Annotated in this window: 22 protein-coding genes; 11 read left to right on the plus strand and 11 right to left on the minus strand. The window is 66.9% G+C overall.

Annotation, left to right across the window (positions count from 1 at the left end; all coding sequences use genetic code 11):
- Window positions 1-4 precede the first annotated feature (4 nt).
- Window positions 5-1,894 carry a glycosyltransferase gene (locus ORI60_RS35970; RefSeq protein ID WP_266042474.1) on the minus strand — a complete coding sequence of 630 codons (1,890 nt, stop codon included), beginning with the start codon at window positions 1,892-1,894 and terminating at the stop codon, window positions 5-7.
- Window positions 1,895-1,976: 82 nt separating this feature from the next.
- Window positions 1,977-2,396 (minus strand): DUF6542 domain-containing protein, encoded by a 420-nt coding sequence (locus ORI60_RS35975; RefSeq protein WP_266042475.1) that lies wholly within the window; start codon window positions 2,394-2,396, stop codon window positions 1,977-1,979.
- Between the two features lie 34 nt (window positions 2,397-2,430).
- On the opposite strand from ORI60_RS35975, the gene ORI60_RS35980 reads away from it, so the two are divergent.
- Window positions 2,431-3,498: an LCP family protein gene (locus ORI60_RS35980; RefSeq protein ID WP_266042476.1), complete on the plus strand. Its 1,068-nt coding sequence runs from the start codon at window positions 2,431-2,433 to the stop codon at window positions 3,496-3,498.
- 8 nt (window positions 3,499-3,506) lie between these two features.
- On the opposite strand, the gene ORI60_RS35985 is transcribed toward ORI60_RS35980, so the two are convergent.
- Window positions 3,507-5,687 (minus strand): ATP-binding protein, encoded by a 2,181-nt coding sequence (locus ORI60_RS35985; RefSeq protein ID WP_266042477.1) that lies wholly within the window; start codon window positions 5,685-5,687, stop codon window positions 3,507-3,509.
- 241 nt (window positions 5,688-5,928) lie between these two features.
- Between ORI60_RS35985 and ORI60_RS35990 the strand changes: the two genes are divergently transcribed.
- Window positions 5,929-6,705: a hypothetical protein gene (locus ORI60_RS35990; protein ID WP_266042478.1), complete on the plus strand. Its 777-nt coding sequence runs from the start codon at window positions 5,929-5,931 to the stop codon at window positions 6,703-6,705.
- 40 nt (window positions 6,706-6,745) lie between these two features.
- Here ORI60_RS35990 and ORI60_RS35995 read toward each other — a convergent pair whose 3' ends face one another.
- Window positions 6,746-6,985 (minus strand): hypothetical protein, encoded by a 240-nt coding sequence (locus ORI60_RS35995; RefSeq protein ID WP_266042479.1) that lies wholly within the window; start codon window positions 6,983-6,985, stop codon window positions 6,746-6,748.
- Window positions 6,986-7,141: 156 nt separating this feature from the next.
- On the opposite strand from ORI60_RS35995, the gene ORI60_RS36000 reads away from it, so the two are divergent.
- The 5 genes from ORI60_RS36000 to ORI60_RS36020 all read left to right on the plus strand — a co-directional run bounded on the left by ORI60_RS36000 (window position 7,142) and on the right by ORI60_RS36020 (window position 10,543).
- Window positions 7,142-8,014: a hypothetical protein gene (locus ORI60_RS36000; RefSeq protein WP_266042480.1), complete on the plus strand. Its 873-nt coding sequence runs from the start codon at window positions 7,142-7,144 to the stop codon at window positions 8,012-8,014.
- A 64-nt stretch (window positions 8,015-8,078) separates the two neighbouring features.
- Window positions 8,079-8,441: a hypothetical protein gene (locus ORI60_RS36005; protein ID WP_266042481.1), complete on the plus strand. Its 363-nt coding sequence runs from the start codon at window positions 8,079-8,081 to the stop codon at window positions 8,439-8,441.
- Window positions 8,438-8,569: a hypothetical protein gene (locus tag ORI60_RS36010; RefSeq protein ID WP_266042482.1), complete on the plus strand. Its 132-nt coding sequence runs from the start codon at window positions 8,438-8,440 to the stop codon at window positions 8,567-8,569. Before ORI60_RS36005 ends, ORI60_RS36010 begins: the two co-directional genes overlap by 4 nt.
- Before the next feature lie 4 nt (window positions 8,570-8,573).
- A complete protein-coding gene (locus tag ORI60_RS36015; RefSeq protein ID WP_266042483.1) occupies window positions 8,574-9,245 on the plus strand; it encodes a response regulator transcription factor in 672 nt (223 codons plus the stop codon).
- Complete coding sequence (locus tag ORI60_RS36020; RefSeq protein ID WP_266042484.1) at window positions 9,242-10,543, plus strand: HAMP domain-containing sensor histidine kinase; 1,302 nt, start codon at window positions 9,242-9,244, stop codon at window positions 10,541-10,543. The genes ORI60_RS36015 and ORI60_RS36020 overlap by 4 nt, the downstream gene beginning before the upstream one ends.
- 111 nt (window positions 10,544-10,654) lie before the next feature.
- On the opposite strand, the gene ORI60_RS36025 is transcribed toward ORI60_RS36020, so the two are convergent.
- Both ORI60_RS36025 and ORI60_RS36030 read right to left on the minus strand, forming a co-directional pair.
- On the minus strand, window positions 10,655-11,515 hold the full coding sequence (locus ORI60_RS36025) for an exodeoxyribonuclease III (RefSeq protein ID WP_416234546.1): 861 nt from the start codon (window positions 11,513-11,515) through the stop codon (window positions 10,655-10,657).
- Window positions 11,516-11,555: 40 nt separating this feature from the next.
- Window positions 11,556-12,686, minus strand: coding sequence for an MFS transporter (locus ORI60_RS36030; protein ID WP_266042486.1), 1,131 nt, complete (start codon window positions 12,684-12,686; stop codon window positions 11,556-11,558).
- Between the two features lie 54 nt (window positions 12,687-12,740).
- On the opposite strand from ORI60_RS36030, the gene ORI60_RS44660 reads away from it, so the two are divergent.
- Both ORI60_RS44660 and ORI60_RS36035 read left to right on the plus strand, forming a co-directional pair.
- Window positions 12,741-12,890 (plus strand): hypothetical protein, encoded by a 150-nt coding sequence (locus ORI60_RS44660; protein ID WP_323055978.1) that lies wholly within the window; start codon window positions 12,741-12,743, stop codon window positions 12,888-12,890.
- Window positions 12,891-12,932: 42 nt separating this feature from the next.
- Window positions 12,933-13,472 (plus strand): AraC family transcriptional regulator, encoded by a 540-nt coding sequence (locus tag ORI60_RS36035; RefSeq protein WP_323055979.1) that lies wholly within the window; start codon window positions 12,933-12,935, stop codon window positions 13,470-13,472.
- Here the strand turns inward: ORI60_RS36035 and ORI60_RS36040 are convergent.
- Window positions 13,469-14,170 (minus strand): SDR family NAD(P)-dependent oxidoreductase, encoded by a 702-nt coding sequence (locus ORI60_RS36040; RefSeq protein WP_266042487.1) that lies wholly within the window; start codon window positions 14,168-14,170, stop codon window positions 13,469-13,471. The two genes, ORI60_RS36035 and ORI60_RS36040, sit on opposite strands and share 4 nt — an antisense overlap.
- 111 nt (window positions 14,171-14,281) lie before the next feature.
- Between ORI60_RS36040 and ORI60_RS36045 the strand changes: the two genes are divergently transcribed.
- On the plus strand, window positions 14,282-14,848 hold the full coding sequence (locus ORI60_RS36045) for a TetR/AcrR family transcriptional regulator (RefSeq protein ID WP_266042488.1): 567 nt from the start codon (window positions 14,282-14,284) through the stop codon (window positions 14,846-14,848).
- A gap of 404 nt (window positions 14,849-15,252) precedes the next feature.
- On the opposite strand, the gene ORI60_RS36050 is transcribed toward ORI60_RS36045, so the two are convergent.
- Both ORI60_RS36050 and ORI60_RS36055 read right to left on the minus strand, forming a co-directional pair.
- Complete coding sequence (locus tag ORI60_RS36050) at window positions 15,253-15,984, minus strand: hypothetical protein (protein ID WP_266042489.1); 732 nt, start codon at window positions 15,982-15,984, stop codon at window positions 15,253-15,255.
- Between the two features lie 251 nt (window positions 15,985-16,235).
- On the minus strand, window positions 16,236-18,527 hold the full coding sequence (locus ORI60_RS36055; protein ID WP_266042490.1) for a restriction endonuclease: 2,292 nt from the start codon (window positions 18,525-18,527) through the stop codon (window positions 16,236-16,238).
- Between the two features lie 182 nt (window positions 18,528-18,709).
- Between ORI60_RS36055 and ORI60_RS36060 the strand changes: the two genes are divergently transcribed.
- Window positions 18,710-19,213 carry an NUDIX domain-containing protein gene (locus tag ORI60_RS36060; protein WP_323055984.1) on the plus strand — a complete coding sequence of 168 codons (504 nt, stop codon included), beginning with the start codon at window positions 18,710-18,712 and terminating at the stop codon, window positions 19,211-19,213.
- On the opposite strand, the gene ORI60_RS36065 is transcribed toward ORI60_RS36060, so the two are convergent.
- A complete protein-coding gene (locus tag ORI60_RS36065) occupies window positions 19,181-20,353 on the minus strand; it encodes a tetratricopeptide repeat protein (RefSeq protein ID WP_266042492.1) in 1,173 nt (390 codons plus the stop codon). The two genes, ORI60_RS36060 and ORI60_RS36065, sit on opposite strands and share 33 nt — an antisense overlap.
- 146 nt (window positions 20,354-20,499) lie before the next feature.
- Entirely contained in the window at window positions 20,500-20,871 is a 372-nt protein-coding gene (locus ORI60_RS36070; RefSeq protein ID WP_266042493.1) for a helix-turn-helix domain-containing protein, read from the minus strand.
- Window positions 20,872-20,982 lie beyond the last annotated feature (111 nt).

The raw sequence follows: 20,982 nt of genomic DNA on the forward strand, positions 1-20,982 counted from the left end.
AGGCTCAGGTGACGCGCACCCTACCGCCGGGCGCGTCCGCCAGCCGACCCGTGCGCCGCACCGACATCCACCGCAGCTGCGTGCCGTGCAACGCCGTGATCAACGACTGGATGACCACGACGTACATCAGCTGCCGGTAGACCAGCTGCTGCAACGGATAGGCCCACAGCGGCCTGAGCGACTCGCCGTCGAGCCGCAGCGCGTACCCCGCGCTCGCGGTCTGGATCAGCAGGAACACCGCCCACACGATCAACCCGAGCGGCGCGTCCGCGACGAGGAACCCGTACAGCACCAAGAGGTCCATCACCGGCGCGAGCAGCGGCAGCAGCAGGTGGAACGCCAGCAGGTAAAGGAGTCCGAACCGGCCCATCGGCCCGTTCTCCACCAACGCGCCGCGGTGCTTCCACATCGCCTGAAAAGTGCCGTACGACCAGCGATACCGCTGCAGGAACAGGCCGTGGAGGCTGGCCGGCGCCTCCGTCCACGCCTTGGCCTCCGGCCGGTAGGCGACCCGCCAGCCCGCGCGCGTGACGGCCATCGTGAGGTCGGTGTCCTCGGCCAGCGTGTCGGCGCTGACGCCGCCGACGTCGGTGAGCGCGGCCCTGCGGAACGCCCCGACCGCGCCCGGCACCGTCGGGATGCAGCGCAGCGCGTGCAGGATCTGCCGGTCCAGGTTGGAGCCCGCGCAGTACTCCAGGTGCTGCCAGCGCCCGAGCAGGCCCTGCCGGTTGCCGACCTTGGCGTTGCCGGAGACCGCGCCGACCCCGTTGTCCGCGAACGGCTGCACGAGCTGGCCGATCGTGTCCGGCTCGAAGATCGTGTCGCCGTCCACCAGCACCAGCACGTCGTGCGACGCCTCGCGCACGCCCGCGTTCAGCGCCGCCGGCTTGCCCTGGTTGGTCTGCCGGATCACGGTGACACCGGGCAGGTCCAGCTGCTCGGCGATGTCCGCGGTGCCGTCGGTCGAGCCGTCGTCCACGACGATGACCTCGACGTCGGCCACGTGGTCGTTCCCGGCGATGGACCTGACCGTGGCGGCGATGTTCAGCGCCTCGTTGTACGCGGGGACGACCACCGAGACCGGCGGCGCGAACCACGGCGGCGGCTCGTTCTCGCGCCGCAGCCGGCGGTCGGTGTGGGCGAGGCCCAGCTGCATCAGGGTGCGCAGCAGGCCGAGCAGGGCGGCGATCGCGATGGCCGTGCCGAACACCACGAGCACGATGCCGCCGTTGCGCTGCGACCACGTGGTGACCGCGCCGGTGAACCGTTCCCGCGCGGAGGCCTCGACCGGCGGTTCGTCGCTGACGAACACGAACCGGTGGCCGGGCTGTTTCGCCAGTTCCCGGGCTATGTCGCCGCCGATGCTGCCGTTGTCGTGCAGCCGGACGACGCCTCCTCCCCGCTCCCGCAACGACATCCGCACCAGCGTGCCGATGTCCTGGTGCTCGCGGTCGCCGCTGTCGATCTCGGCCGGAGCGCCCACCAGTCGCGTGTGGACGCCCAGCGCGTCGGCGAGCGCGGCCTGCGCGAGGGCGAGGTTCAGCCCGGTGGCGAGGTCGCCCTCGGCGCGGAAGCCGTCGATGCCGATCCGGTGCCCCTCGGCGACGATCCGGCGCGCGACGTCCGGATGCCGGGTGACCTGGGCACCGGTGACGAAGAAGGTCGCCTTGATGCCCGCGGCGTCCAGCCTCTCCAGGGTCCGCGGCGTCCACTTCGGGTCAGGGCCGCCGTGGAACGCCAGCGCGAACGCGCCGTCCGGCAGCTCCCGGTGCCCGCCCGCGACCGGCACGGGCTCGGGCCTGATCGCCGCGTAGGCGTGGAACGACACCACGCACATCAGCACGAGCAGCCCCAGCAGGATGGAGATCCAGTGCAACCGGGGTGTGCGCTTCACCACGCTCCCAGCAGCGTGCCGCCCACCACGGCGGCGAACACGATCAGTCCACTCGCGACGGTCCAGCTGACGAACCTCGCCGCTACCCGTCTACCGCCGTTTCGATCGACGAAGACCTGCATTTCCTCTTCCCCCAGGTGATGATGCGGACGACCGCGACCACCAGTGCCGCACCGACCGCCGACGCCATCCACGGAAACCCGTTCACCAGCAACGGGACCGCGTCAGCTGCCAACTCCTTGCTGCTCCCCCACGGCGCGAGCCTCTTCGACTGCCGTTCCCAGGCCGCGTTGCCCACCGCGACGACGACGAACACGAGAGGTGGCGCCGGTGCCACCGTCCACAAACCCACTCGGCGGACCAGAGCCGAGACCACGAGCGTGCCCCCCACGAGCCACACGCCGAAGACCCAGCCGAGGTCGCCCCCGTCCGCCCAGACCCCCGTCTGCGTGAACACCGCCAGCATCGCGAGCGCGGCGAGAGTGGGCAGTTGAACCCCCATGACCACCTAGAATAGTTCAGGGGGTGTCCTTTTCATGCAACCAGGTGGCGGCTATCACCGCACGGTCTTCCGCGTCCTCACGCGCCTCGCGTGGGCGGCCCTGAGCGCGGCGGTCCTCGCCGCCTCGGCGTTCGCGTGGACCACCGTGTCGACCATCTCGACGGGGGTCGAGCGGTCCTACGCGATCCCCGCCGACGCGCCGCGTTCGGAGTCCGGCCGCAACATCCTGATCATGGGTCTGACGACCAGGCTGGACCTGCACGGCGAACCGCTTCCCGACGACGTGCTGCGGCGCATGCAGGCGGGCGAGAGCGACCGCGGCGGGTACAACGCGAACACGCTGATCCTGTTGCACATCCCGGTTTCCGGACCGGCCGTGGCGATGTCCGTGCCCCGCGACAACCTCGTCCCGCTGTCCTCGGGCGGCGAGGGCAAGATCAAGGAGGCCTACGGGCGGGCCAAGGTCGCCGAGGAGGACAGGCTGCGCGCCGCCGGGACGCACGACAGGCGCGAGCTGGAACGCGCCGGGCGGGAGGCCGGGCGCAGGGCCCAGGTGCGGACCGTGTCGTCGTTCCTCAACCAGCCGATCGACCACCTCGTGGAGATCTCACTGATCGGGTTCTTCCACATCGCCGAAGGGCTCGGCGGCGTGGACGTGTGCCTGCGCAACGCGACGAAGGACCCGTTGTCCGGCGCGGACTTCCCGGCAGGACCGCAGCACCTCGACGCGGGCCAGGCGTTGTCGTTCGTGCGGCAGCGGCACGGCCTGCCCGACGGTGACATCGGCCGGACCCGGCGGCAGCAGGCGTTCCTGTCCGCCGTGACCAAGCGCCTCAAGGGCGCGGACGTGGGCGCGGTGCAGGCGATGATCGACATGGCCAAGCAGGACGTCGTGCTGGACGCGGGCTTCGACCTGGCCGAGTTCGCCCGCGACATCCCCACCGAGGTGCGGTTCGACACGCTGCCGATCGAGGGCGGCGCACACCTGGGCGGGCTCGACGTCAACAAGGTGGACCAGGCCAAGGTGCGGGCGAAGGTGACCGAACTGGCCACGGCCCCGCCCCCGCCGCCACCCGGCGACGGCATCCCCTGCGTCGACTAGCCACACCACTAGACACGGCGTTCGGTGACCCAGGTCGCGATCTGCGCGCGTGAGGTGAAGCCGAGCTTCTGCAGGATCCGCTCCACGTGCCCCTCCGCCGTCCGCCGCGCGATCACCAGCCTGGCCGCGATCTCCTTGTTCGACATGCCGCCGGCGATGAGGTCGGCGACCTGCTGCTCGCGCCGGGTCAGCGGGGTGAGGGCCAGGACCGGCACCGGGGCCTCGGCCTGTTCCTCGCCGATCGCGTACGCGATGGCCTCCTCCAGCTCGAGGTCCATGCCCTTGCGGAACACCGCCCGGAACTCCTGCTCGCCGAGCGCGGAGACCGCCGCGGACTCGCACTCGCCGTGCGGCGCGCCGAAGTGCCGCGAGCCGAACATGGGATAGCCCACCGACTGCCAGATCTCGCTGGTGGCGCCCAGCAGCGTGGCCGCGCGCACCGCGTTGCCCTGCGAGGCGGAGATCCAGGCCAGCACCTCGAGCGCGAGCACGATGCCCAGCAGGTCGTGGAACGAGCTCTTGATCCGCAGGCACTCGCGGCCGAGCAGGTCGGCGCGGACCAGGTCGCCGCTGACCCACGCGCACAACGCCAGCACCCAGATCGCGTAGGCCTGCGCCCACAGTTCGCCGTGCTCCTCGCCGACCGCCTTGGCCTCGACGCAGAGCCGTTCGGCGGACGCGAAGTCGTGCCGGAAGGTCGCCGCGATCGCGAGTTCGATGCCGGCGAGCATGGTGTGGCTGTTGACCGTGCCCTGGTTCCGGTACAGGCGCATGGCCTCGTGGAACCCGCTGTCCGCGAGGTCGAGGTCGTCGGCGACCAGGTGCGTGCAGGCGAGGCGGTGCGTGGCGTAGGCGAGCGCGGCGCCGTCGCCGGACTGGAGGGCGTACTCGCGGCACTCGTCCAGCATCCGCGTCGACGCGGGCAGGTCGCCCTGCAGCGTCGCCACGTACCCGTTGACCCACAGCGCCTTGGCCCGCAAGGGGCCCGGTTTCGCGCTCGCGACGGCGCGGTCGAGCCAGTGGCGGCCCTCCCCGAGCATGCCGCAGCCCGCCCAGTAGAACCACAGCGTGCTGGCCAGGTGCACGCAGTGGTCGCCGCCGTGGTCGAAGCAGAAGTCCAGGGCCGACCGCAGGTTCCCCTGCTCCAGCCGGGTGAGCGCGAAGATCTGCGGCTGCGCGGGGCCGAACCACTCCTTCTCGCGGCGCTCCGCCCATTCGATGTAGTGGTCGCGGTGCCGTTCGCGCATCACCTGTTCACGACCGGCGCCCCGCAGCTCGTCCAGGCCGTACTGGCGCAACGGCTCCAGCAGCCGGAAGCGCGTGCCGGACGGGTGCTGCTCGGCCACCACGACCGACTTGTCGACCAGGCCCATCAGGGAGTGCATGACCTCCTCTGGCGCGACGCTGTCGCCGGAGCAGACCCGTTCCGCGGCCTCCAGGTCGAACGTGCCGGTGAACACCGACGCCCGCGCCCACAGGATCTGCTCGGACCGCGTGCACAGGTGGAAGCTCCAGTCCACCGCGGCGTGCAGCGTCTGGTGGCGCGGATCGCCGCCGCGCTTGGCGTCCGCGAGCACCCGGAAGGTGTTGTCCAATCTGGACGACAAGTGGTCAAGACCCAGCACGCGCAGACGCACCGCGGCCAGTTCGATGGCGAGGGGGATCCCGCCGAGCAGCGTGCAGATCTGGCTGACCTTCTCGTGGTTGCACGCGTCGAGGACGAATCCGGGGTCGACGGCGGCGGCCCGTTCGGCGAACAGCGCCAGCGCCGGGTCCTGCGACAGGGGCGTCACCTGCCAGAGGTGTTCGCCGTCGATGCCCAGCCGTTCGCGGCTGGTGACGAGTACGCGCAGGCCGGGGACTCCGCGCAGCAGCACGTCCACGAGATCGGCGGTCGGTCCGATGACGTGCTCGCAGTTGTCCAGGACCATCAGCAGCTGCCGGTCGCGCAGGTGTTCCACCAGGACGGTGCGATGCCTGCGGACGGTGTCGTCGTGGACGCCCAGCTGCTCCAGGACCGTGTGCACCACCAGTTCCGGGTCGGTGACACCGCCCAGGTCGACGAACCACACGCCGTCGCGGAACGCTCTGCTGGTTTCGGCGGCAGCGCGCAACGCCAGCCGCGTCTTGCCGACGCCACCGACACCCGTGAGAGTGACGAGGCGCGACTCGGACAGCAGCCTCCTCACTTCGGCGACGTCGTGCTTGCGGCCGACGAAAGTAGTTGTGTCAGCAGGCAAATTGCCTTTGCGCCCTGGGTACAGCGAACCGCCCACAGCGGCACCCTAGGTCTGCTCGATCTCCCGCTGCAATGCGGTCCCCCGGAGGCACCAACGGTGAAACACGGGTAGTTACCCCCTAGGGCGCATGCGGCGAGCTCGTCAGTCTTGGAGGCTTGGCGAGGACGTGGCCGCGGGAGGGGACGAGATCATGGCCGGTAGCAGCCTCGAGGTCGACGTCCGGGAGCAGAACGGCGTGCTCGTCGTCCGGTTCAGCGGACGGCTCGACTGGGCGACGTACATGCGCGCGCAGGACGTGCTGCTCGACCACGCGACCAAGGAGCTCTTCGGCGTCGTGGTGGAGCTGGACGAGCTCGTCACCGAATCTCCCGCACTGCTCGTGCTGTTCGACGTCGTGTGGCTGTCCGCGGCGCGCTGGCCGGGCATCTCCATGAGCATCGTCGTCAGCGACCACCAGCTGCGTTCCACGCTGGAGTCGCGCGGACTGCCCCGGCACATCCCCCTGTACTCGACGACCACGGCCGCGGTGGCCGCGGTGGTGCGGCTCAAGCACGAGGACCGGGTGGACGCGCCGCTGCCGACGTGCCGCTGCCTGCCCCACGTGGCCGAGCGGATCACCGAACGCGCCTGCGAGCGGTGGGGCGTCCAGTCGATGCTGGACGTCGCGCCGCAGGTGGCCGTCGAGCTGGTGTCGCACATCGAGGACGACAGCCCTCTCTCGCTGCTACTGCGCATGCGTGGCAACAAGTTGTCCGTCGCCGTGCGCACGACCGCACGCTTCGACCTCAAGCAGTGGCACACCATGCGGCACAACGTCGCGTCCATCGCCGTCTGCAACTTCACGATGGGCGAGACGCCTGCCGGGGGTGGCCGGCATGTCATCTGGGCACTGCTCGACGTGCCGGCGGACAGCCGCCGGCCGCCGAGCTATCTTCCGGAGACCGCCGTCTTCACCCGTCAGGCTTAACGCTTCCGGGTCGTTCTGCGGGGCCGTTCTACTATCCGTCTTAGTGGGCGTACGTTGCCGCGACGCTCGTGCGGTAGGCCCGGAGGACCTGGCGGTCCGCTGCGGCTTCGAACGAGTCGACACACTGGTGCAGCCAGCAACGATGCAACGCGCACGTCACCCGTGAGCAGGGATCGAGCCCCAGCCGCTCAGCCAGGTCCTCAGCCCGGAGGACCGCTGTCAACGTCGTGTCCTCGACCTCGGAGGAGGTCACCAGCCGCAGGTGCGCGCGTCGCCTCATGAGCAAAGCGTGCTCCGCGAACTTCGTCCTGCCTACCCGCATTAATACCTGCTTAATCGCTACTTTCGGACAATTCCAAGCGACACCGGGCCTCTTCTCACCCGGACCCGGGCGCCCTACGCTCGGGTTCACAAGGCGGCGCAGGAGGTGTGCTTCATGGCGGATCCTGCGTACTTCCCTCCCCCGCACTCCAGCCGCATCGGTGTGAGCGATGTGGAACAGCTGGAGGCGCAGACCCGGTCACTGCGCGCGGTGGACTACCAGTACGGCGGAGGAGCGTGCCGCGACGCGGTCGTGGTGCGGATCTACTGGGCTCAGCAGCTGCTGGCCGCCGAAGCCTCGGAAGGGGTGCGGGCGCGCCTGTTGTCCGCTGTCGCGGACCTGCACAACCTGGCGGGGTGGACGTCGTTCGACAGCGGTCAGGTCGGGGCCGCGTACCACCACTTCGACCGCGCGCTGGACTTCGCCCGGCACGACGAGGACCTGATCACCAACATCGTTTATCGGCGTGGGCGCGTGCATCTGCATCACGGTGCGCCGGGCGATGCGCTGGCGTACTTCCAGAGGGGCGCTTTCGCGCCGTTGGCGGCGAGCATCATGTACGCCAACGAGGCGTGGGCGTACGCGCACCAGGCCCGTGCCGCCGAGGCGTTGCGAGCCTTGGGCAAGGCGCAGGACTCGTTCGCGTCCGCGGACCTGACGCACGTGCCCGACTGGGCGCGGTTCCACGACGAGACCGACCTGACGGCGATGATCGGCACGGTCCACACCGAGCTCGGTGACACCGGCGCCGCGATACCGGCGTTGCGGACGGCGATCGAGGACTTCGAGCCGGCGATGGCGCGCAGCCGGACGTTCTGCCTGATCTCGCTGGCCACGTGCCACTTCCTCGACGGCGACTTCGACGAGGGCCAGGCCGTGGGGATGCGGGCGGTGCGCGCGGCGGAGGAGCTGAAGTCGGAGCGGGTCTGGGACCGGATGCGCCCGATGGCGCAGGCGGCGGCCGTGCGCGGGATAGCCCTGCGTTGATCTTTGCAGAACCCGAACATTCGGCGGACCTGGTTCTGACCATGGCCGGTCATCGTTCTGTGCCATGAACATTTCGCGAATCGGTGGGCTCGTGGCGGGAATGCTGCTGCTGGGCGCGGGGACCGCGTCGGCGCAGGAACCGATCACGATCAGCCCGGAGAAGGTGCAGCAGATCTGCTCGAACCGCGTCCCGCGCGTCGAGGCCAAGGTCAAGGCGCTGACCGACAAGATCAACGGCGGCCCGGAGACGCTCGGCTCGAAGAAGTGGATTGAGCAGAAGGCCGCGGACGCCCGCAAGGCCGGCAACACGGCGCGCGCGGACGTGCTCGACGCACGCCTGAAGCTGCGGGACGCGCAGCTCGTGAAGCTGGCGAAGGCCGGCGAGCGCGTCGCCAAGTTCAAGTCCGAGCACTGCGGGTCGAAGTGAGGTGGCTCGCCGCGGCCGTCCTGCTGTTCGCCCTGACGGCGTGCCGGGGTGAGGAGCCGGCGCCGGACCTCGATGATGTGGAATCAACGCTGAACAGCATCGAGTCGGACATCAACCAGCCGGGGTGAACGCGTGGAACGTGGCCTGGTGCTCGTCGTGGAGGACGAACCGGCGATCGCCGAACTGGTGGCGCTGTACCTGCGGCGCGACGGCTTCGGCGTGCACCTGGAGTCCTCGGGGGACGCGGCACTGGCCGCGGTCCGCTCGCTCTCGCCCGTGGCGGTGGTGCTGGACGTCGGCCTGCCCGTGCTGAACGGCATCGAGGTCTGCCGGGCCATGCGCGCGGCCGGTGACTGGACGCCGGTGCTGTTCGTGACGGCCCGGGACGACGAGGTGGACCGCTTGCTCGGGCTGGAACTGGGCGCCGACGACTACATCACGAAGCCCTTCAGCCCGCGCGAGCTGGCTCTGCGCGTGCGGACGGTGCTGCGTCGTTCGTCCGGCACCGTGTCCGACGTTCTGCAGGTGGGCTCCGTGCGGCTCGACATCGGCGAACGGCGGGCGTTCGCCGGTGACGCGGAAGTCTCGTTGACCACGACGGAGTTCGGACTGCTTTCCTACCTGATGAAGAACCCGCGCCAGGTGTTCTCGCGCGAGCAACTCCTCTCGGCCGTGTGGGGCTACTCGTCCATGGCCGGCACACGAACAGTCGACGTCCACGTGGCTCAGCTACGCGCCAAGTTCGGTGCTCTCAGTCCCATTCGGACGGTGCGCGGCGTCGGCTACTCGGCGGACGCGTCGTGAACCTCGCGGGCAGAATAGCGTTGCTGTGCCTCGGAGTCGCGTTCGTGGCCGTGGCCGTGGCGGGCTTCGTCTCGGCCCGCCTGGTGCTCTCGACCTCGCAACAGGTGAGCCGGGAGTTCCTGCGCTCCCAGGCCGACGTGGTGGCGGGCCAGATCTCGAACAACCGCGTCGAGCAGATCCTGGAGGGCCAGGACATCGCGATCGTCCGGATCACCGCGTCCGGCGACGTCACCGGCGCCGACCGGGCCGCCGTCCGCGCGGTGCGCTCCGTCGACTACCGGAAGGTGCTGTCGGGTTCCGCCGTGTCCGGGGTGAGCGGCCGCCTGAACGTGGAAGCCCGTCCGTCGGGGGCGGGCGGCTTCGCCCTGGTCCAGGAGACCGAGACCAGCGGCACCTACCGCAAGCTGGTGCGCAACATCCTCGGCGCCCTAGGGGCGGGCCTGGCCGTGGCGTGCCTGGCGGGCCTGGCCCTGGGTTCCTTCCTGGCCCGCCCGCTGCGCCGAGTCGCCTCGGTCGCCCACTCGATGAGCGCGGGCCGCCGAGACCTGAGGGTCCCCGTCGCCGGCACACACGAACTGGCCGAGGTCAGCCAGGCGATGAACTCCCTGGCGGACGCGTTGCAGCGCAGCGAGTCCCGCCAGCGCGACTTCCTGCTCTCCGTCTCCCACGAGCTGCGCACACCCCTCACCGCGGTCACCGGCTTCGCCGAATCCCTGGCGGACGGCGTGGTCTCCGGCGACCAGGTCGCCCCCGTGGGCAGAGTGATCCTGGAGGAGTCCCGCCGCCTCGACCGCCTGGTCACCGACCTCCTCGACCTGGCCCGCCTGGGCGCCGACGACTTCCGCCTGGACATGGCCGCGATCTCCCTGGAACCGGTGGTCCGCTCGGCCGCCGAGGTCTGGCACGCCCGCTGCCACGCCCGAGGAGTGCGCTTCGTGCTGGAAGTCTCGTCGTCACCGGTGGTGTGGGCGGACGCGCGCCGCCTGCGCCAGGTGATCGACGGCCTGCTGGAGAACGCCCTGCGCGTCACGCCCGCGGGCCGCCCGGTCGTGCTCGCCCTGTCCACCGTGCTGGAGGTGCGGGACGGCGGCCCGGGTCTGGCCCCCGAGGACTACCCCGTGGCGTTCGACCGCGGGGTGCTGCACGCGCGGTACCAGGAGTCGCGGCCGGTCGGGACCGGTGTGGGGCTCGCGCTGGTGCACGGGCTGGTGACGCGGATGGGCGGGACGATCGCGGCGGGTCCGGCGGCGGAGGGCGGGGCGGCGTTCACCGTGACGCTGCGGCCGGGACCGCAGTAGACCGCACAGTTCCGGCACCGCAACGAACAGATCGTCGAATAGCGGTCCACTGCGGTACCACCGCGGCCGCAGTCCCAGCCATCAGCGGCCGTCCGACCACTCCATGGCGGCCTACTTCGCCTGGGGCAGCTTGACCTTCTTCTTCGACCCCGGCGACGAGGGCGGCGGCACCACGGGCCCGATGTCCCCGTCCGGCGCCTCGTCCAGATCCACGATCACCGGCGCGTGGTCGCTGGGCCCGGTGCCCTTGCGCGCGTGCCGGTCGATCCACGCGGCCTTGGCCCGCGGCGCGACGGAGCTGGACGCGAGGATCAGGTCGATGCGCATGCCGAGGTCGCGGTGGAACATGCCGGCCCGATAGTCCCAGTAGCTGAAGATCCGCTCGGTGGGCCACCGGTCGCGCACGACGTCGTGGAACCCCAACGCTTTGATGGCCTGCAATGCGGCGCGTTCGGGTTCGGTGACGTGGGTCGAGCCGATGTAGGCCTCGGGGTCGAACACGTCTGCGTCGGTCGGCGCGATGTTGATGTCGCCGCACACCAGCGCGTCCGAAGGACCCGCCTCCAGCACGTCGCGCAGTGCTGCCAGCCACTCCAGCTTGTACTTGTAGTGGTCCGACTCCGGCTCACGGCCGTTCGGCACGTACAGCGAGTGGACGCGCACGCCGCCGCACGTCGCGGCTACGGCGCGTGCCTCGACATGTGGAAAGCCGGGTGCGCCGGCCACACCTACGGCCACGTCTTCCAGGCCTACGCGGGAGAGCAGGGCGACACCGTTCCACTGGGTTTCGCCGAACAGGGCGAACTCGTAGCCGCGTTCCTCGAGGGCGTCTCCGAGCAACGCGGTGAAGGCGTCGTCGGCCAGTTTGGTCTCCTGCAGGCACACGACGTCCGGCTGCCGCTGGTCCAGCCACGGCAGCAGGCGGGGTACGCGTTGCTTGACGGAGTTCACGTTCCAGGTCGCCACTCGCACGCGCTCCACGGTAGTCAACGCGGCTAGAGCGCGCATGGAGCTAGACGCGCACGGGTGAGCGCAAACCGCGTGCTACTACCCACGCGACGATGGGCAGCACTACGAGAGACAGCAGGCCCCACTGCAGGTTCCACACGCCCGCGATGGCGCCCACGACCGGAGAACCCAGGCCACCGATGCTGACCGCGAGGCCGAGCGTGACACCTCCGGCGGTGCCGAGGCGGTTGGGCAGGTAGTCCTGGCCGAGCGTGACGTGCAGGGAGAACGGCACGTACAGCGCCACGGCCGTGAGCGCGACCATCAGGTACACGGCCGGACCCGGTACCAACGCGACGCCAGCGACCGCGGGCACCGCAGCGGCATAAGACACCTGCAACACACGAACGCGTCCGAACCGTCCGGCCAGCACGCCGCCGAGCAACGTGCTCGCGGCACCGGCTCCGAACAGCACGACCAGCGCCGCCGCTCCGGCCGCCGGACCACCGCCGACGCGGTCGGTCACCCAGATCGCGAGGAACGTGCCGAGCCCGAACGTCACCATCGAACGCGCGACGATCACCACCGTCAGCCTGCTGAACTGGCCCCAGTCGTCCCGGCCCACCGCCTCCCGGCTCGTAGCGGCGGCGTGCACCCCGCGCAACGCCACTGCCGTCAGCACACCTCCTACCAGCGCGGGCACCGCGAGCAACGGACTCCACGCGAGCCCACCGAACGCCAGCACCGGCGTGACGAGCACGGGGCCCAGGGCGAACCCGACGTTGCCGCCCACCGCGAACCAGCTCATGCCGACGTGGCTGTCCTGCGCGACGCGACGCGCGAGACGGGCGGCTTCGGGGTGGTACGCGGCGACACCCAGGCCCGACAACGCGACCGCGAGCCACGTCACCAGGTACGAGTCGCTCAGCCCCGACAGCCCGATGCCCACCCCGGCGAACGTCATGCCGGCGGGCACCAGCCACGGCATGGGCCGCCGGTCGGTCAACACCCCGAACAACGGTTGCACGACCGACGACAGCAGCGTCGCGGCGACGGTGATGCCCGCCGCCGCGACGTAGCCGTAGGAGCGTTCGACGACGAGGAACGGGACGACTGCGGGAACGGCCCCCTGGTAGAGGTCGTTCACCGCGTGTCCGGCGACCAGGAGCGACATCCGCCGGCGGGAGTTGTTCACGCCCCGATCGTCGCGGCCGCCGGTGCATTCGGGATTCCGATATTCTGCCGATGTATGTCGAGTTCTCGCCATGTGCCGGCCGCGCCGACCACGAGCCGCGACTTGGCCGCCGCCGGTGGCGTCACCGCGCACTGGCACGACGAGCACCAGATCGTCTACGCCAGCCGCGGCGTCGTGGCCGTGCACACGGAGACGTCGCGCTAGATCGCGCCCGCGCACCGTGCGTTGTGGATTCCGTCCGGCGCCGTGCACTCACATCGCGCGTACGGCGTCACACGGCTGCATTTCCTCGGGCTCAAGCAGAACCCGCTGAAGCTCCACGAGCCGACGGCACTCGCCGTCTCCCCTTTGCTCCGTGAGCTGCTCATCGCCTACACAGAGCGCACCGACCGAGAAACCCCTGCGGGCAAACGAATGCGCTCGGTCCTGCTCGACCAGCTGGCCACCGCGTCCGAGCGACCGGTGCGCGTCCCCGCCGCCCGCGACCCCAGGCTCGCGGCGGTCTGCGCGACGCTCGAGACCGATCCCTCGGACGCACGCGGTCTCGAAGCGCTCGGCCGCGAGGCGGGCGCGAGCGGCAGGACCCTGACCAGGCTGTTCCGCGACGAGATGGGCATGACCTTCCCCCAGTGGCGCACCCAGGTGCGGCTCTACCACGCCCTGCGCCTGCTCGCCGAGGGCCAGCCCGTCACCGCCGTCGCCCTGCGGTGCGGATTCGCCACGTCGAGCGCGTTCATCGACGTCTTCCGCCGCTCCCTCGGCCACACTCCGGGTTCGTACCTCTAGAGCGCCGAGAACACCTCCTCCGCGCGGTCCCGCTTCACGAACATCTGCCACACGGTCTCCGCGATGTCGTCCGGATCCAGGGTGTGCCCGGCCAGGGAGCCGAACCGCTCAGGCATGGACTTCACCGTCTGGTGGATGTCTCCACGCTCGACCACGCCACCGATGGTGAGCGTGCCCGCGTACACACCCTTCTCGGCCAACGCCGCGTTCAGCGTCACCGCGTAGTTGCGCAACGCGGCACTCGTCAGCGCGAGCGCACCGAGCACCGGCATCGGCCGCACCGCGCTCAGCCCACCTGCGAACAGCAGGCCTCCCCCGCGCTCGACCACGCCCGGCAGCACGCGCTGGACGACGTCGACGGCCGGGTAGAGCCAGTTCATGGCGGCGCGGGCATCGTCGGACGTGGTCGACGTGATCTCACCGGGCGCGTCGTTCAGGTCGGTGGCACCGGGCCCGTAGTACACGACGTCCACCGGACCGATCTCGTCCAAAGTGGACAGCAGCTGCTCGCGGTCCCGGACGTCGACGGCGAACGCCCGCCCTCGCACGCCGGCATCGGCGAGGGACTTCAGGTAGCCGGCGTGCCGATCACCACGACGCGAGACCAGCGCGACGTCGTAGCCCTCACGGCCAAAGCGATGCGCGATGGACATGCCGAGCCCGGGGCCGACCCCGAGCACAACAGCTGTGGGAGACATGGGTTCCGTCCTTCCGAACGCTAATTCGAGGCAACCCTCGACTTACGTCCGCCGACGCTACCACAGAAATCGAGGGGACCCTCGATTTAACGCCCGAGTAGGATCCGCCCCATGGTCACCGCGTCGAGGCCCCTGCGTGCGGACGCGGCACGAAACAGGGACAAGCTGCTGGCAGCGGCCGCGGAGCTGTTCGCGGAACGCGGCCTCGACGTGCCCCTGGAACACATCGCCCGCAAGGCCGAGGTCAGCATCGGCACGCTGTACAAGCACTTCCCGACCCGCGACGACTTCGTGGCGCAGATCTTCCCGCAGCGGCTGGCCGCCCTGGACGTCATCGGCGACAAGGCCCTGGCCGAACCGGACCCCTGGCGGGCCTTCGCCGGCTACCTGGACGACCTCTACGCGTTGCAGGCGGAGGACCGGGGCCTCAACGACGTCCTGGCCCGCGACCTGCCGAACGCCCCCGAGGTGGTCTCGGCCTGCCACCGCGGCGCCGGGCACGCGGGGATCCTGATCGACCGCGCCCTGGCGGCGGGCGTGCTGCGCGCCGACTACTCGATCGCCGACCTGGCCACGCTGACGAGGGCGATGGCCCAGGTGATCCGCGACTCCCCGGACGAGTGGCGGCGCTTCCTGTCGATCTACGTCGAGGGCCTGCGCGCGCAAAAGTCCCGTTGAACGCGGGTGGGGCCCCGGACATGTCCAGTCCAGGGCCCCGGTTTGCCGCCCATTTGCGCACACCAGCGACGTTTAAGAGTCGGATCAGTCCTTAGGTCGCCGCGCTCTTCCGTTGAGCTACGGCCGCACGGCAGAGCGGCCAGCAGGATTCGAACCTGCACCTCGGCGAGTCTTGTCCGGTCTCGGGTGATCTGGCGTTCGGCGGAAATGCTGAATCTGGAGCGAGAGTCTGAGTGTGATCCCGGCTTGCCTCTACCGATTGGGCTACCCCGGCGCGATGGTGCCGGGAGGAGGATTCGAACCTCCACTTGTGACCGGGTGGTTCAGGCTGACGTTTCAGTTTCAGCTTTCACGCTCCCTTGCAGGAGCGCACCCCCGCGCTCCAGCGGGGGAGTCTGCAGACGCTAGCGGAAGAGGTAGTCGAAGACGACCTCGCCGACGCGCTGATCGGTGATCTCCAGGCCGTTGGCCTCCTCGCGGGCGAACTTCACCGCGTGCTGGAGCTTCTCCACCCGGTCGACGAGCTCGTTGACCCGCCGGGCGGGCAGCGCACCGGAGAACTTCACCGTGGTCCAGTACCCCACCGGGATGTCCTCGTAGTACACCTCGACCTGCGCCGGGTGCTTCTCCGTGGCCTCGGCCTTGACGTGGTTGCGCGGCACCTTCTTGGTACGGATGGTCCGCACCTGCTCGGTCCGCCAGTAGTCGGCGGACTCGTCGAAGCTCCAGTCCTCGGCCGCGTCCAGCAGGGGCAGCTTCTTCACGAAGGTGTGCAGGTCGGTCAGCTGCTTCTCGAGGAACAGCAGGTACGACACGGGCACGTCGCGCAGCAACGTCCGCCCGTCGACCACCACGTCGGCCTTCGCGACGCAGTTGGCCCAGTCCTTGGTCGCCGTGACGTCGAAGAGCCGGGTCATCACGGCGGCGGTCTTGCGCAGCACGTCCTCGGCCTTGATCTGCACGCGGGTGGACTCCGGCGGCAGCACCTCGCCGTCCTCGTCCTTCGGCTGGTACGTCCGCGAGATGCCGGCCAGCAGCGCGGGCTTCTGCAACCCGTGGTGCGCGTCGGTCAGGTCTCGAAGCGTGCCCCCCTTGACACTCTTCTCCACCGCGATGATCTGGTTCAGCTTCGTCATGTCACACCCCCTTGGTCTCGCGCACCCTACGCACCGGGAGGTCGTGTCCGCACGCGATTTGACCTGGTGGAGGTGGTGGGGAAGGTGGGGCTCGAACCCACGACCTGACGGATTATGAGTGTCCAAGGTCACATGGCCCAGCGCGTCAACGTGCGCCTCCACCTGGCCCTGCTGCGATGACCTGCCGCATGTTCGGCAGGTCAGACGACAGTTCATGGACAGGTTCATGGACAAGACCAATCGCTCGCCGCTCATTCAAGAGTAGAAAACAAGTTGTCGATGTCACCATCATCCTCGCCTCCGCTCTCGCCTGGCCAATCGTCATCATCTGACTCGTCCGGATACTCTTGCTCCAGCTCAGAAATACGGTTCTCAACAGATTCGATATATGACTCGATCTCGCTTGAGATATCGAAATCCTCAAGCGCGGACTTCAATTCGCCAAATTCACGCACAATTGAATCGAGGTCGTCCGATTCGAGCATCGAGTCCAATTGATCCCTCGCGAATCCTATAAAGCTCTCTCGGAAGAGGTCGTCACCTTCGTTTTCCCGCCCTCCGACAGCTTCCTCAAGTTCTCGATACTTCACATAGTCATCAGCCTCGTGCAATGTCCCCGCAAACCACGCCCGCACACTTTCAATAAGGTCAATTCCAGCGTCGCTTTGCACTAAGACAACTCGAGAGGCCCGGATAAATGAAAGAGCCCAGTGCTTATCCCCACGCTTCAATGACCACCGCGGGTTGAATGCCGCGCAAGCTATTGCCACAGTCCCCGAGAGCGTCGCATTGGAAATCCTCTTTGAGAGATTAGCCGCAAGAGTCGCAACTCGCTCCGACGAGAAAGAAGCCAAAGGGGTCCGGACTGCCCAAATTCTACCCTCCTTGCCTTCGCGAATGACACGCAGCATAGCTTGAAGTAGAAATTCTGGTGATTTCCTAAACTCATTCGCGATCTCTGGCAGGTAAAGTTCACCGTGCACAGCCTTATCCGCCTGCGTAAAGCCCCATACTGTAATCACCTGCTCCGGCGTATTCGATCCACTTGCAAGGTTTTCATAAAGGAATGGGTTATCGCGTAGATAGCGATACAGGTAGTCGGCGATACCTGGGTTCGCGAACCGTACCGCGCGCCCGTCGCCAGATTCAAAAACATTGATGAACGCGCCGTCCAACACCGACAACCCATTCTGAATTTCCTCCATCGAAGAATTTCCGCCGCGAACTACTTCGCGATAGAACTTCACCGCCGAGCGAAACTCCCCAAGAGTTGCATATCCACCAAAGGTCAGCAAAACCAGCAACATGTCGCGAGCGACCTGACTGATCTGATGCGTGAAGATATGCCCCCAAAGCTCCGACGGGTTCAGAAGACTCTTCAGCATAAACGCAGCAAAACCAGCTCCAGAATCTTGCCCGCCCGCCGCGACCGCCGAGTCAATAATAAACCTGATCAGGCGCGGGTTGTAGTTCCAGTGCGCGATGATCTTCTTGTACTGCTTACGTTCAACTAGCGACCTTCTAGCCGCTATTCCCAAATCGGAAAAATATACGTGGTTGTATAGGATGTGCGCTCTATGGAACTCGGTGTACGAAGAAAGATCGACAATGATCTTTGAGTAGTCGATCGTTGGGCTTCGCAGCAACTCATAGGTTTGCCTCGCCGCCGAAAGGATGTACTCGCGCGTGGTCATAATCAAGAAGTGGTTAGAACTATTCTTAACCCTGTCCATCAAAGCTAGTAGACGAGCGTCGCCCTTGACTCCCATCTTGTCAGCCAAGGCGTTCTTACCAAGAAAATCGTCATACAAGAAGAATTGCTTTTCCCCGCTCCGCCAAATAATATCCGCTTCTCGCGGGTCTTCACTGATCCAGAAGGGCCTGTAACCTTCCTCGATCAGATTCAGCGAGATCATTTCAGCAAGAGTAGTCTTCCCTACTCCAGGCGGGCCACTGATGATGCAAACACGATTCTTTTCCAAAATTTCTTGCGCTTTTGCAAGAGAGCGTCCTTGTACGTAATATTTGCGACGCGATTCGATGCCAGTCAGAAGATCCTGAGCGTGCACAAATAGTTCGTTGTGTAGCAGCATTTCCAATACGGCAACGCTTGTGAGATAGAGCTTATAGTTACTACGCTCGACATCAGGGTGTTTATTTAGAAGAGCGTCGAGATCCGTACTGGCAACCACGCGCTCAGGAACCAGATTCTGAGCATCAAAAAGATCCGCTACTTTTTTCTTTCCTTGAGGAGAAAGTGACGCGCTCGTCGCAAGCCAGTACTCGGACCACCTTTTATCTTTGATCTTTTCCGCTTCACGTGCAAGCATCCCAGATATTCCGGACCAGGTTTTACCTGGAGAGTGCTTGCATTGAATTACGACCTCTATATTTTCAAGGCTCTTCAGAAGCCTCACATCAATTCCGCCGTCTGCTCCGGGCGGGAACGACTCAAGTCGCTCAGACCATTCCGCACTTAGAAGATCCCGGACGAGACACTCGAAATCGTAAGGCGAGAGCTCGTGGTAGTTGCGGCGTTGCATTAGCACTCCAGGATGCGGCGGTCCAGGCGCAACAGACTACATCACCGATCGACCAAGTGCACGAAGTAAGATCCGATCCTTCACAAAGGCGCGGTCGGTTCTAGACTGCTGCTGTGACAGAGTACCCAGAAGAGCTCAGGTGGAGAATCCATGGCAAACGGACAGTTTACGATAACCGCTGGGTGACGGTTGACCTCGTTGACGTCGAACCTCCGGACGGTACCCGCTTCGAGCATCACGTCGTCCGACTTGATCATGTCGCCGTCGCGCTCTTGGTTAACCATCAGGACGAGGTCCTGACTCTTTGGCGTTATAGGTTTGCGGTTGACCAATGGGGTTATGAACTTATCGGCGGCCTAGTCGAGCCAGGCGAAGAACCCCGTGCCACCGCAGCGCGGGAGGCCGAAGAAGAGACTGGGTGGCGCCCAATCGGAGAACCTGAGCACATTGGCCAATTCCAGCCCCTTCCAGGCATTATAGAGGCACCAGTCGACGCTTTTATTTGGCGACGCGCCGAGAAAGTTGGAGAGCCAACAGATACCGAAGAAGCCGCGCGAATTGAGTGGATACCAATCAGTCAAGTCTTGGCTCTCGTGCAGCGTGGCGAGGTGCTCGGCTCCGGCGCGATCATTCCGCTCCTCTATTATCTAGCCTCACGCAACACCGGGACCTCTGGGGCTCGGTAGCTCCAGCTTCGCGAGACGCTGCCGCTGACGGTCAGACCCGATGCGCTTGGCGAGCTGTCGCGCCTTCTGCGCAAACTCCACAGCTCCCTTGCTGTCGCCAGCGGCGGCGTACGCGAACGCAAGATCCACGTAGGTGTTCGTCAGACCGCGCACCGCCGATCGTTGCGGGTTGGCGAAGTCCCGCACAGCAGCCTCAAGCTGGCTGATCGCGTCGGCATCTCCCAGCCGCAGGAGTGCGTTGCCGCGCCACCGAACGAGTTGCCCATCGTTGAGCAGGAGGAACGCCAGCTCAGGATCGACCGGATTCGTTGGCAGCAAAGAACTTGCGTCATCGAAGGCTCGCAACGACCGGTCACGTTCGCCGGCGGCGGCCAGGCCCTCGCCGTGCGCGGCGGCAAGCCAGCTCTGCAGCAACGAAGGCGCACGATGCTCTGCGACGTACCTCGCGTACTCCAGCAACTCGACCGCCGCATCGGCCTCACCGATGTCGAGCAGGATCACGGCTTGCTGTGCTGCCGCATGCGCCAGCTGCGAAGGCGAATCCGCTTCTCTCGCGGAGATCTTCGCGTCCTCGTGGTACTGCCATGACTGCATCTGCGAACCACGATCGAGCGCTGTCCATCCTGCGAGCGTGCGCGCGTCGGTGAGGATTGCGGCCAAGCGCTGACGTAGGTGCGTGCTCACGCTGAACACCTTCACGTCTTCGATCTGACGCACAAGGCTGTTGAGTTGGTCGAGCACTACGAGTGCACCGAAGCGGTGATCCGAACTACGGAGATCGTTGACCTGTCGCTGGAACAGGTCGAGCATCCCGACGTCGATGTTCTTCGCGACGAAGAGGCGATCGCGCAGCTCTTCGGCGGACTGGTTGAACGTCTCTGGCGGGAAGCCAAGCTCTTCGTTCGAGCGGCCGTACAGCTCTCGGAACAGCCGCTGATAGCCCAGCTCCGATACCTCGACGTGGCCGTTCTCCCAGCGGGAGATCATGATCGGCAGCGCCGACACGGATGCCACGGCGATGCCGATCTGAGGACCGCGTGTCAGGAAGTACCTGACGACGTGGTCCTGGGTATGGCCAAGCTCTTCGCGTACCGCCTGCAAGCGCGTTCGCGGCGGCTCTCCGCGCTTTCTCTTCGTCACGCTCCCCCGTTCCCCAACGGCCGTGACCTGCGGACTTAACTCGTCCTAACACGCGGCATGTTAGCCGCGGGCAATTATTTCGCCCCCCTCCCTAACGGTCTGCTGTTCCTATGACAGCGACACCGAAACCGATTAGCGAAATCTACCTAGTCTTTTTGACTGCTCCTGTCGTCAAGGCGACTGGTCAGTGTTCCGACTTGGGCGCGAAGTCCGCGGAGTTCGCGAATGACCGTCTGAAGCAGCGGAACCAGCGGGTCGAAGGATTCGGCCGACGGGGTCACCTCTGGCGGGCGCTTCCCTTGCAGCACAGCCGACAGGTGCTCCGGGTGCCAGTCGAGCGCGATCGACAGCGCTTCGAGGGTGCGGGGGCTTCGCCGGCGCTTGATCCGGCCCTGCTGAATCTCGCGAACGATCGCGTGCGATACGCCGGATCGTTCGGCGATCTCTTTTTGCTTCAAAGCCAGCTCGTTCGCGCGGGCATTGATTGCCTCCGCGACCGCCGACCAGTCCTCCGCCACGTGCGCCTCCGTGCTCCGCCTTAGCGCCGACATTAGCTCGACTGACAGACGGAAAGCGGACTTAGCGCAGACATCAGCGGAGAATTGCCGATTATTATCGCCAATGTCAGC

This window comes from Lentzea sp. NEAU-D7, assembly GCF_026242055.1.
In the GTDB taxonomy this organism is placed as follows: domain Bacteria; phylum Actinomycetota; class Actinomycetes; order Mycobacteriales; family Pseudonocardiaceae; genus Lentzea.

Bases quoted from the DNA above. Each gene is read 5' to 3' on its own strand.
- ORI60_RS36045 (WP_266042488.1), top strand. From the start codon at position 14,282: ATGGTCACCGCGTCGAGGCCCCTGCGTGCGGACGCGGCACGAAACAGG.
- ORI60_RS36005 (WP_266042481.1), top strand. From the start codon at position 8,079: ATGAACATTTCGCGAATCGGTGGGCTCGTGGCGGGAATGCTGCTGCTG.
- ORI60_RS44660 (WP_323055978.1), top strand. From the start codon at position 12,741: ATGTCGAGTTCTCGCCATGTGCCGGCCGCGCCGACCACGAGCCGCGAC.
- ORI60_RS35975 (WP_266042475.1), bottom strand. From the start codon at position 2,396: ATGGGGGTTCAACTGCCCACTCTCGCCGCGCTCGCGATGCTGGCGGTG.
- ORI60_RS35990 (WP_266042478.1), top strand. From the start codon at position 5,929: ATGGCCGGTAGCAGCCTCGAGGTCGACGTCCGGGAGCAGAACGGCGTG.
- ORI60_RS35995 (WP_266042479.1), bottom strand. From the start codon at position 6,985: ATGAGGCGACGCGCGCACCTGCGGCTGGTGACCTCCTCCGAGGTCGAG.
- ORI60_RS36000 (WP_266042480.1), top strand. From the start codon at position 7,142: ATGGCGGATCCTGCGTACTTCCCTCCCCCGCACTCCAGCCGCATCGGT.
- ORI60_RS35980 (WP_266042476.1), top strand. From the start codon at position 2,431: ATGCAACCAGGTGGCGGCTATCACCGCACGGTCTTCCGCGTCCTCACG.
- ORI60_RS36055 (WP_266042490.1), bottom strand. From the start codon at position 18,527: ATGCAACGCCGCAACTACCACGAGCTCTCGCCTTACGATTTCGAGTGT.
- ORI60_RS36040 (WP_266042487.1), bottom strand. From the start codon at position 14,170: ATGTCTCCCACAGCTGTTGTGCTCGGGGTCGGCCCCGGGCTCGGCATG.
- ORI60_RS36050 (WP_266042489.1), bottom strand. From the start codon at position 15,984: ATGACGAAGCTGAACCAGATCATCGCGGTGGAGAAGAGTGTCAAGGGG.